The 9,866-nt window shown below is 66.6% G+C and carries 9 protein-coding genes and 2 pseudogenes; 6 read left to right on the forward strand and 5 right to left on the reverse strand.

The window, feature by feature from the left end; all coding sequences use genetic code 11:
* Positions 1–79: 79 nt before the first annotated feature.
* Positions 80–316 (forward strand): annotated as a pseudogene (locus tag AC3WRN_RS09285) (integrase core domain-containing protein); the annotation flags it as partial.
* A 33-nt stretch (positions 317–349) separates the two neighbouring features.
* Here AC3WRN_RS09285 and AC3WRN_RS09290 read toward each other — a convergent pair.
* Positions 350–1,219, reverse strand: a complete 870-nt coding sequence (locus AC3WRN_RS09290) for an NmrA family NAD(P)-binding protein (protein ID WP_492622754.1) — start codon at positions 1,217–1,219, stop codon at positions 350–352.
* 136 nt (positions 1,220–1,355) lie between these two features.
* On the opposite strand from AC3WRN_RS09290, the gene AC3WRN_RS09295 reads away from it, so the two are divergent.
* Entirely contained in the window at positions 1,356–1,820 is a 465-nt protein-coding gene (locus tag AC3WRN_RS09295; RefSeq protein WP_492622755.1) for a winged helix-turn-helix transcriptional regulator, read from the forward strand.
* A 53-nt stretch (positions 1,821–1,873) separates the two neighbouring features.
* Here AC3WRN_RS09295 and AC3WRN_RS09300 read toward each other — a convergent pair whose 3' ends face one another.
* Complete coding sequence (locus AC3WRN_RS09300) at positions 1,874–2,767, reverse strand: LysR family transcriptional regulator (protein ID WP_068095778.1); 894 nt, start codon at positions 2,765–2,767, stop codon at positions 1,874–1,876.
* 114 nt (positions 2,768–2,881) lie between these two features.
* Between AC3WRN_RS09300 and AC3WRN_RS09305 the strand changes: the two genes are divergently transcribed.
* From AC3WRN_RS09305 to AC3WRN_RS09315, 3 genes are all read left to right on the forward strand, one after another.
* Positions 2,882–3,865: an aldo/keto reductase gene (locus AC3WRN_RS09305; RefSeq protein ID WP_492622756.1), complete on the forward strand. Its 984-nt coding sequence runs from the start codon at positions 2,882–2,884 to the stop codon at positions 3,863–3,865.
* A gap of 250 nt (positions 3,866–4,115) precedes the next feature.
* Positions 4,116–4,523, forward strand: a complete 408-nt coding sequence (locus AC3WRN_RS09310; RefSeq protein WP_492622757.1) for a (R)-mandelonitrile lyase — start codon at positions 4,116–4,118, stop codon at positions 4,521–4,523.
* 34 nt (positions 4,524–4,557) lie between these two features.
* Positions 4,558–5,610 carry an NAD(P)-dependent alcohol dehydrogenase gene (locus AC3WRN_RS09315; protein ID WP_492622758.1) on the forward strand — a complete coding sequence of 351 codons (1,053 nt, stop codon included), beginning with the start codon at positions 4,558–4,560 and terminating at the stop codon, positions 5,608–5,610.
* A gap of 175 nt (positions 5,611–5,785) precedes the next feature.
* Here the strand turns inward: AC3WRN_RS09315 and AC3WRN_RS09320 are convergent, their stop codons facing one another.
* Both AC3WRN_RS09320 and AC3WRN_RS09325 read right to left on the reverse strand, forming a co-directional pair.
* Positions 5,786–7,558, reverse strand: a complete 1,773-nt coding sequence (locus AC3WRN_RS09320) for an ABC transporter transmembrane domain-containing protein (RefSeq protein WP_492622759.1) — start codon at positions 7,556–7,558, stop codon at positions 5,786–5,788.
* Positions 7,559–7,685: 127 nt separating this feature from the next.
* The gene (locus tag AC3WRN_RS09325; protein ID WP_492622760.1) at positions 7,686–8,279 is read right to left on the reverse strand and encodes an IMPACT family protein; all 594 of its coding nucleotides are present in this window, start codon (positions 8,277–8,279) and stop codon (positions 7,686–7,688) included.
* A 396-nt stretch (positions 8,280–8,675) separates the two neighbouring features.
* Between AC3WRN_RS09325 and AC3WRN_RS09330 the strand changes: the two genes are divergently transcribed.
* Positions 8,676–9,149, forward strand: a complete 474-nt coding sequence (locus tag AC3WRN_RS09330) for a YehS family protein (RefSeq protein ID WP_492622761.1) — start codon at positions 8,676–8,678, stop codon at positions 9,147–9,149.
* A 102-nt stretch (positions 9,150–9,251) separates the two neighbouring features.
* Here the strand turns inward: AC3WRN_RS09330 and AC3WRN_RS09335 are convergent.
* A pseudogene (locus tag AC3WRN_RS09335) lies at positions 9,252–9,866 on the reverse strand (carbohydrate-binding protein CenC); the annotation flags it as partial.

Below are 9,866 nucleotides of genomic sequence, written 5' to 3' on the forward strand. Positions count from 1 at the left end.
TCTTCGCTTGGACATGACACTCCTTTTTGACCATGATCGGTCTTCTTAGAAGTGTCCGCGTTAACGGGGTAGAACCCGGGCGGAGCAACAGGGCATCCGGATCGACCATATCCAGCCAGGTAAGCCGCAGCAGAACGCCTATGTCGAACGCTACAACCGAACGGTGCGTTACGCCTGGCTTGCACGAACCCTGTTCGAGTCGATCGAGCAAGTACAGGACATGGCCACTCGCTGGCTATGGACTTACAACCACGAGCGCCCGAACATGGCACTCGGTGGCATCACGCCGATACAGAAATTGGCGCTCGCCGCTTAGCTCCACTTTTGCTGTCAGTTAAAAGTGGGGGGATTACCTAGCGACCTTCTGGGCCGCCGTGAAGACATCGCGGGCGGACGTCGTGCCCGGGACGTGCTCCGTACCCTCGACCCCGAGGTCCATCCAGCCTGAGTTGATGGCGTCATACATCGTTTCGGCCGGTCCCGTGTGGCCCTTCGGAATGCCGATCTGCTCGAACGCCGCCGGCCACCCGGCCCGCGGGATAGCAAAAGCTTTGACGTCGACCTTCAAGACTTCACCCAATTGCGTCGCTACGTCATCCGCGCTGACCATCGAGCCGAGCTCGATGACCCGATGCCCCGACCACGCCGGCCCGGTCAGAAGCGCTGCGATCTCGGCGCCGACATCATCGGTCGCGACCATGGTCGATTTCCGATCGGTCGGGTTGTAGTAGACGGGGAGCGTGCCACCCTGGGCAACATGCAAGCCGTAGAGGAAGTTTTCGAAAAACCCGCCGGCGCGCACATAGGCGATCGGCAATGTCAGGTCGCGGAATCCCTGCTCCAGAAGCGACAGGGCCGTGATCATCCCCAGCCCGCTGGTTCTGTTCGCCCCCATGGACGAGAGTGCTACCACCCGCGGCGCTGCTGCCCGGGCAAGCGCACCGACGTAGTTTGCAATCACCGCCTTTGCTTCTTTGTAGTCGGGCGAAGGCGCCCATATCGGTGGCAACATGACAAACGCGCCTTCGACATCTCGAAGCGCCATCTCGATGGCTGCCGAATCATTCCAGTCGCCGTCGACCAGTTGCACGCCTTGGTCGGCCCATTTCGCCGCCTTTTCACGATTCCGGACGAGCGCGCGTACTTCTTTGCCATGCGCCAACAGATGTTTTGCCGTTGCGCCGCCAACTTTTCCCGTGATTCCCATGACTAAAAACATGAGCGTTCTCCTGATCTGTGAGGTTTCTGTATGCAAAGGCCAACTGACAGGCCTGGGGTAGGTCTACTATAGAGACCGCCTCCGCGTGCCGTAAGGAGGCAGTTTTTTGTAACCAGCAGATCTCGAGGAATTCCGCATGAGCAACGCTTTGAGCGCCATCGAAAGATTCAGCCGATATCCGTTGGGCGAGTCCCAGTCCGTGCACTGTCCGGTGCGCGACGTGCTCGACCGTATCGGCGACAAATGGAGCATGCTCATGATCATGGCTCTCGCGATGCGACCGCACCGCTTCAGCGAGCTTCACCGTGCTGTCCATGACATTTCCAAGCGCATGCTCACCCAGACCTTGCGCGATCTGGAGCGCGACGGACTGATCACCCGCCATGTCTTTCCGACCAAGCCGCCGAGCGTTGAATATCGTCTGGCTCCGCTGGGCCTATCGCTGCTGGACCCGATGGCGAGCCTCGTCGAGTGGGCGGACCGTTGCCATGGCGATATCCATGCCGCACGCGCCCGCTTTGACGGCACGCCCGGTGATGCCCCGCGTCAGGCTTTTCCTGCTCGATCGAAGGTGCCGCTTGTTCACAAGAAGAGGGCGTGAGGCTCGGTCGCAAAAGGTGTCAGGGCCAATTCCCGACGTGCCGTCTTCAAACCTCAGCCCCGCTTCCGCAACGCGTCCACCAACAGCGAAAACGCCGGCGAAGGCTGCCGCCGGCTCGGGTAGTAGAGGTGGTAGCCGGGGAAGGGCGGGCACCAGTCGGCGAGCAGGCGCTGCAGGCTGCCGTCCGCGATGTCGGTCCGCACCATGTCCTCGGGCACGCAGGCCAGGCCGAAGCCGTCGCGTGCCGCGGTAATGATGTGGCGGGTGTTGTTGAAGATCAGCCGGCCTTCCACACGCACGTTCAGGGGGCGGCCTTTCTTCTCGAACTCCCAGGCGTACAGGCCACCGTGGGTGAGGAAGCGGAGGTTGATGCAGTCGTGGCCGGTGAGGTCGCGCGGTGTCTTGACCTTGGGGCGCGAGGCCAGGTAGTCCGGCGAGCCGACCACGGCCATGCGCATCGGCGGGCCGATGGGTACGGCGATCATGTCCCGGGCTACCTGTTCGCCGAGGCGGATGCCGGCGTCGAAGCGCTCGGCCACGATGTCGGTGAGGCTGGAATCGCTGATCACCTCGATGCGGATGTCCGGGTAGTCCGGCAGCAGCTTGCGCAACACCGGCCACAGGATGGTGCTGGCGGCGTGTTCGCCGGTGGTGATGCGGATGGTGCCGCTGGGCTTGTCGCGCAGTTCGCTGAGGCCGGCGAGGGCCGTGTCGATGTCCTCGAAGTTCGGCGTCAGTGCCTTGATCAGCCGCTCGCCCGCTTCGGTGGGGGCGACGTTGCGCGTGGTGCGGGTGAGCAGGCGCAGGCCGAGCCGCGCTTCCAGGGCGCGGATGGTGTGGCTGAGCGCCGAGGGCGACACGCCGAGCTGCGCGGCGGCACGCGTGAAGCTGCGCTCCCGCGCCACAGCGAGGAAGGCCTGCAGGTCGTTGTAGTTTTCGCGCGCCATGTGCCGACGACCGATTGATGAATGTCGATCATAAGTGCATTCGGATTACGGGGCCTAATCAAGACAAGCCGGCGCGCTCACACTGTCCGCATTCCACTCTCCACGGAGCTGACCATGCAAACGCGCACCCTCGACCGCAGCGGCCTCACCGTCTCCGCCCTCGGCTTCGGCTGCATGGGCCTGAACTATGGCTATGGCCCGGGTCCGGGCAAACAGGAGGCGATCACGCTGATCCGCGAGGCCTTCGCCAATGGCGTGACCTTTTTCGATACCGCCGAGGCCTATGGCCCGTTCACCAATGAGGAACTGGTGGGCGAGGCGCTGGCGCCGATCCGTGACCAGGTGGTGATCGCCACCAAGTTCGGCTTCAAGGACGGCAATGTGTCGGCGGGCATGGACAGCCGGCCGGCGCGCATCCGCGAGGTGGCCGAGGCGGCGCTCAAGCGGCTGAAGACCGACCGCATCGACCTGTTCTACCAGCACCGGGTCGATCCGCAGGTGCCGATGGAGGACGTGGCCGGCACGGTCAGGGAGCTGATCGCCGAAGGCAAGGTGAAACACTTCGGCCTCTCCGAAGCCGGCGTGCAGTCGATCCGGCGGGCCCACGCCGTGCAGCCGGTCGCCGCGCTGCAAAGCGAATACTCGCTGTGGTGGCGCGAGCCGGAGCAGGAGGTGCTGCCGACCTGCGAGGAGCTGGGCATCGGCTTCGTGCCGTTCAGCCCGCTCGGCAAGGGCTTCCTCACCGGCAAGATCGACGCGAGCACTTCCTTCGCCAAGGACGACTTCCGCAACATCGTGCCGCGCTTCTCGCCGCAGGCGCGCCAGGCGAACCAGTCGCTGGTCGAGCTGCTTGGCCGCATCGCCGCCGGCAAGCAGGCGACGCCGGCGCAGATCGCGCTGGCATGGCTGCTGGCGCAGCAGCCGTGGATCGTGCCGATCCCGGGCACCACCAAGTTGTCACGCCTCAAGGAGAACATCGGCGCGGCGGACATCGTGCTGGGCGGCGACGAGCTTCGGCAGATCGAAGAGGCGCTGGCGCAGATCCGGGTGCAGGGCGACCGCTACCCGGCACACCTGGCCGCACGCGTGGGCAAGTGAAATCGCGGTTTTTGTAGGAGCGCACCCTGTGCGCGATGCTCTTGCTTCTGCTCTGTAACGCGGGCACTGCCCGCCGGATCTTCAGCTAAGAGCGGCGGGCAGTGCCCGCCCTACGAAGCAAGAGCATCGCGCACAGGGTGCGCTCCTACAGGCGTTTCGGAACGGATTGTTCGGGATGTTCCAAGGGGTCGTCATGGCAGGGCGTCTCGAAAGCCCCGCATATTTTCCATCCATCCACAGGAGCATCGCCATGGATATCATCCGCAACGGCGCGCAGGCCTCCGTCAAGGGGCCGGCCGAGTACTTCACCGGCAATGTGCGCATCGACTGGCAGTTCCAGCGCGGCGGTGAATCGCGCATGGCCGGGGCCAGCGTGACCTTCGAGCCGGCTGCGCGCAGCGCCTGGCATACCCATTCGCTCGGGCAGACGCTGATCGTCACGGCGGGCAAGGGCTGGACCCAGTGCGAGGGTGGCCCGATCGTCGAGATCAACGCCGGCGACATCATCTGCTGCCCCGCGAACCACCGGCACTGGCACGGCGCCACGCCGACCACGGCGATGACCCACCTCGCCATCCAGGAAGCGAAGGACGGCAAGGTGGTCGAATGGATGGAGAAGGTCACCGACGAGGAATATCTTGTGGGGCCGACGCCCTGATTCCGTTCCGCCATCCCCCAATGAGGAAAGCCCCATGACCACCAAAGCCTACGGCGCACATGCCGCCGACAAGCCGCTGCAGCCCGTCGATATCGAGCGTCGCGCACCCGGTCCGCAGGATGTGCAGATCGACATCGCCTATTGCGGCGTCTGCCATTCCGACCTGCATACCGTGCGCTCCGAGTGGGGCGGCACGCTTTATCCCTGCGTGCCGGGCCACGAGATCGTCGGCCACGTCAGTGCCGTGGGCGGCGCGGTGAGCGGCTTCAAGGTAGGCGACACCGTGGGCGTGGGCTGCCTGGTCGGCAGCTGCCAGCATTGCGCGGCTTGCGACGAAGGGCTGGAGCAGTACTGCGAGAACGGTTTCGTCGGCACCTACAACGGCCCGACGGCGGATGCGCCGGGGCACACGCTGGGCGGTTACTCGCAACGCATCGTGGTCGACAAGAAATTCGTGCTGAAGATTCGCCACCCCGAAGCGCAGCTTGCCGCGGTCGCGCCGCTGCTGTGCGCCGGCATCACCACCTATTCGCCGCTGCGGCACTGGAACACCGGCCCGGGCAAGAAGGTCGGCGTGGTCGGCATCGGCGGGTTGGGCCACATGGGCGTGAAGATCGCGCACGCGATGGGCGCATACGTGGTGGCGTTCACCAGCTCGGAAAGCAAGCGCCAGGATGCGCTGGACCTGGGCGCGGACGAGGTGGTGGTTTCGCGCAACGCTGGCGAGATGAAGGCGCACGCCAACAGCTTCGACCTCATCCTCAACACCGTGGCCGCCAGCCATTCGCTGGATGCATACACGTCATTGCTCAAGCGCGACGGTACCCTGGTGCTGGTCGGCGTGCCGGAGCATCCGCATCCGTCGCCGAGCATCGCGAACCTGATCTTCAAGCGCCGGGCGATCGCCGGCTCGTTGATCGGCGGCATCGCCGAGACCCAGGAGATGCTGGATTTCTGCGCGGACAAGGGCATCGTCGCCGACATCGAGATGATCCCGGCGCAGAAGATCGACGAGGCCTACGACCGCATGGTGAAGAGCGACGTGAAGTACCGCTTCGTCATCGACAACGCGACGCTGGCGGGTTGAGCCACCACGCCGAAGTTGGAAAGTGCCGGCTTTTCTCCCTCCCCTGCGTAGCAGGGGAGGGTTGGGGAGGGGTTGCTCTTCGTCAAGTCAAGGCTGAAGTCAAAAGCTTCACCCCCTCCCAACCTCCCCCTGCAAGCAGGGGGAGGAGCAAAGCACAGTGGAAGGAGCAAGGGCGTCACGCCACAAACTGCAGCCGCGCCAGCTCGGCATACAACCCGCCCTCGGCCAGCAAGCTTTCATGCGTGCCCTGCGCCACGATGCGGCCGCCGTCCATCACCACGATGCGGTCGGCGCGTTGCACGGTGGCGAGGCGGTGGGCGATCACCAGGGTGGTGCGGCCTTTTTCCAGCCGTTCCAGCGCTTGCTGGATGGCTGCTTCCGACTGCGCATCGAGTGACGAGGTCGCTTCGTCGAGCAACAGCAGCGGCGCATCGCGCAGGATCGCGCGGGCGATCGCGATGCGCTGGCGTTGGCCGCCGGACAGGCGTACGCCACGCTCGCCCAGTTCGGCGCCGTAGCCGTCGTCCAGCGCGCTGATGAACTCGTGCGCCTCGGCGGCGCGGGCGGCCTCGCGTACTTCGTCGTCGCCGGCATCCTGGCGGCCGAAGCGGATATTGTCCGCGGCGCTGCCGGCGAAGATCACGGTTTCCTGCGGCACCAGCGCGATCGCGCCGCGCAGGCCGGCCAGGCTGGTAGCGCGCAGGTCGATGCCGTCGATGCGGATGCTGCCGTTCTGCGGATCGTAGAAGCGCAGCAGCAGGGCGAACACCGTGCTCTTGCCCGCGCCGGACGGGCCGACCAGGGCCACTGTCTCGCCGGGGCGGATCGTCAGGGTGAAGTCGTGCAGCGCCGCCGCGTCGGGGCGGGTGGGGTAGTGGAAGGTCACGCCGTCGAAGCGCAGCTCGCCGCGCATCGGTTGCGGCAGCACTTGCGGCTGCGCCGGGTCGACGATGTCGGCGCGTTCGCCGAGCAGTTCGCCGATGCGCTCCATCGCGCCGGCCGCGCGCAGCACGTCGCCCCATACCTCGGACAGCCCGGCCACCGAGCCGGCGGCGAACACCGCGTACAGCACGAACTGGCCCAGCACGCCGGCGCCCAGGGTGCCGGCCAGCACATGGCGTGCGCCGGCCCACAGCACCAGGGTGATCGCGCCGAACACCAGCACGATCACCGCCATGGTCAGCAGCGAACGCATGCCGATGCGCCGGCGCGCGGTGGCCAGCGCGCGGGCGATCGCGCTGCCGTAGCGGGTGCTCTCGATCTGCTCGCGCGCGTACGCCTTCACCGCGGTGGAGGCGTTCAGGGTTTCGTTGGCGATCGCGGCGGCATCGGCGAGACGGTCCTGGCTGGCGCGCGACAGCTTCTGCACGCGGCGGCCGAACAGCAGGATCGGCAGCATCACCGCCGGGATCACCAGCGCGGTGAGGCCAGCCAGCGACGGCGCGGTCCACACCATCGCCACCGCCGCACCCACCAGCATCACCGCGCTGCGCAGCGCCACCGACACGCCGGAGCCAATCAGCGCCTGCACCACCTCGGTGTCGGCGCTCAGCCGCGACAGCAGCTCGCCCACGCGGCTCTTCTCGAAGAAACCCACGTCGAGCCGGATCACGTGCGCGTACAGCGTCTGCCGCAGCGAAGCCAGCGCGCGTTCGCTCAGCAGCGTGATGCAGAAGTAGCGCGCGGCGGTGGCGAAGGCCAGCACCAGCGCCACGCCGAACAGGGCGATGAAGGTCTGGTTGATCACCGCCTGGCTGGAGTGGCCGAAGCCCTGGTCGATGATATGGCGGAACGCCATCGGCAGCACCAGCGAGGCGCCGGAGGACAGCGCCAGGAACAGCAGCCAGCCGAGCGCGAGCGCGCGGTGCGGTTTCAGGAACGGCCACAGTTCGCGCAGTGCGCCGATGCGGTGGGCGGGGCGGGACGTGTCGGTAGGGGCGTCGCTCATGGGTTCTCGCCGGCGGATCGAAGATGGACGCGGGCCCGCGCACGGGCGATCCGTTCAAGGTGGGGCGGGTTGCCGTCGATTCAATCCGCGGCCATGGTTTTCAAGTATTCAACCGGCCCTGGCGCTCCTACAAGCGTTTCGCGGTGCTGCGTCCGCGGCTGATGTCGCTGACGCGCAGTTGGGCTTCGTCGACCCGGCTGTCCGGCAGGCGCAGTTGCAGTTCCACGCCATCGGCACCGAACGTTTCGTGTTCGACCTCGGCCTGCAAGTCTTTCAGGCGCGCCTTGAGCAGGGCCAAATCGGCGAAATCGCAGCGCAGGCCCAGCCGCGCCATCGCCACGATCGGCACGCGCTCGGCGCGGCGCAGGCATTCCGCCGCGGTGCCGCCGTAGGCGCGCACCAGCCCGCCGGCGCCGAGCTTGATGCCGCCGTACCAGCGCGTCACCAGCACCGCGACGCGATCCATCAGCTGGCCTTCGATCGCCTGCAGGATCGGCCGGCCGGCGGTGCCGCCGGGTTCGCCGTCGTCGTTGAAGCGGTAGTCCTGGCCGATGCGGTACGCCCAGCAGTTGTGCGTGGCAGTGGGGTCGCCCGCCTCGCGCACGAACGCCAGCGCCTGCTCGGGCGAATCCACCGGTGCGGCCAGCGCGAGGAAGCGGCTCTTCCTGATCTCTTCCTGGTGACGGCACGGCTGGACTAGCGTGGACAGCGTTCCGCTCATGGCTCGAGCGGTTTCGCGCGCAGCGCCTTGCGACGTTCCACGGCGGCGCCGGGGCGGGCCTGTTCCGGCGCGGCCCCATCGGGCCGTCGTTCGCCCGGCATGCCGGGCTCCTGCGGCGGCCGCGGGGTGGTCATGCGGAGAGCGGATCGCGCATGCCGCGCGGCGGGAAGTGGCGCGGCGTGTCGCGGCGGCGTGCGTGCGACGCCTCCAGCGCGGCGAGGTTGTCGGCCGGTATCGGCATCGTATCGGGAGTGGCCGCGGCATCCATGGGTGGCGAGGTTAAGGCAAATCGCCGGGCAGCGGGTAGGTGGCGTGCGCCGGGTCGCCGGTCGGCTTCACCGGGTACGCCGGGCCGGTGCGGTAGCATGGCGTCCCCTGCAGGACCGACCGAACCCCATGATCAACAACGACGTATTGCGCGCCATCCGCTACATGCTCGACCTCAGCGACGGCAGGGTGGTGGACATCATCCACCTGGCGGATGCGGCCTCGCCGATCGGCAAGGAAGACGTGCAGGCGTTCCTGAGGAAGGATGACGAACCCGGCTACGCTGAGTGCAGCAACAAGGTGCTGGCACTGTTCCTCGACGGCCTGGTCTTCCACCGCCGTGGCAAGGACGAGAGCCGGCCGCCGCGCCCGCCGGAAAAGCGCGTCACCAACAACGTGGTGCTGAAGAAGCTGCGCGTGGCGTTCGAGCTGAAGGACGTGGACATGCACGAGATCCTCGAGGCCGCCAGTTTCCCGATCTCCAAGCCGGAGCTCAGCGCGCTGTTCCGCCAGAGCGACCACAAGAACTTCAGGCTGTGCGGCGACCAACTGCTGCGCAATTTCCTGAAGGGGCTGACGATGCGGGTGCGCGGCAACGACTGAGCGGTTGGCAGGTGCGTCTGCCGTCACGCCCTTCCGCCCGATGGGCGTGCGAGCGGAGCCGGGGGAGGGCGGGAGTTCGCTACGGAACTCCCGCCTTCCCGCTTACTGCGCCTTCACGCTGACGTCGTCGATCACGAACGAGGTCTGGTTGGAACTGTCTTCCACGCCGTAGAAATTGATCTGGATGGTCTGGCCGATGTAGGCCGACAGATCCACGGCATGCTCGACGTAGCCGCTGGCCGCGTTGAGGTTCGACCAGGTTGCCAGCGTCACGTACTTGCCGGCGGAGGTGATCACCTGCGCGCTGAGCGTATCGTAGGCCGTGCTGGTCGTGGTCTCCGCGGTGTCGATGTGCATGTAGAAGTCCAGCGTGGCCTTGGTCGCCGTCGCCGGAATGGTGATCTGCTGGCGCACGTAATCCGTGTGCGCGCTGCCATAGCCGTCCAGCCAGGCCTTGTAGCTGCCGGTACGGGCCGGCTCGCCGCTGGCGTTGGTGATGACCCCGCTGGTCTGCGTCCACGGCGTGGTGCCGTTCTCGAAGCTGTTGTTCTTCACCAGTTCGGTGGCGGTGCCGCCGTTGGAAATGCTGAAGCTGACCGTGCTGCTGGTGCCGACGTTGCCGGCCGCGTCGTAGGCCTTGGCGACCAGGCTGTGCGTACCGTTGCCGAGCGTGGTGGAATCCAGCGTGGCCGTGTACGGCGCGGCGGTGTCGGTGGC

It is taken from the genome of Rhodanobacter sp. FW101-FHT13A11, from assembly GCF_058790335.1.